We start from the raw sequence: 267 nt of genomic DNA on the forward strand, positions 1-267 counted from the left end.
CATCGTTGTGCTGCGGCTTGCCGATGAGGTAGACCGCGTCCCGGTCGGGATTGCCGGCCCAGCCCATCGCCGCCCCGATCAGGAAGCGCACCGGGTCGACCTCGTCCCGGGAACCGAACATGCGCCGCTGGTCGGGAAGGGTCGAGGCCAGGACCAGCAAAGCGTCGCGGACCTTGTCCTGGCTGGCCTTGTCCCAGCGGGGCACTTCGAATCGCCCGGGTCCGCCGGGCTGGTCGGTGCTGATCGCATCCTGCAGCGCATGGACCT

The 267-nt window shown here is 69.3% G+C and carries 1 protein-coding gene; it reads right to left on the minus strand.

Annotated features, from left to right (window positions below; all coding sequences use genetic code 11):
- A partial coding sequence (locus SB775_RS30190) for a hypothetical protein (RefSeq protein WP_410864935.1) occupies nucleotides 1-267 on the minus strand: 267 nt, incomplete at both ends.

It is taken from the genome of Peribacillus sp. SIMBA_075, from assembly GCF_046534585.1.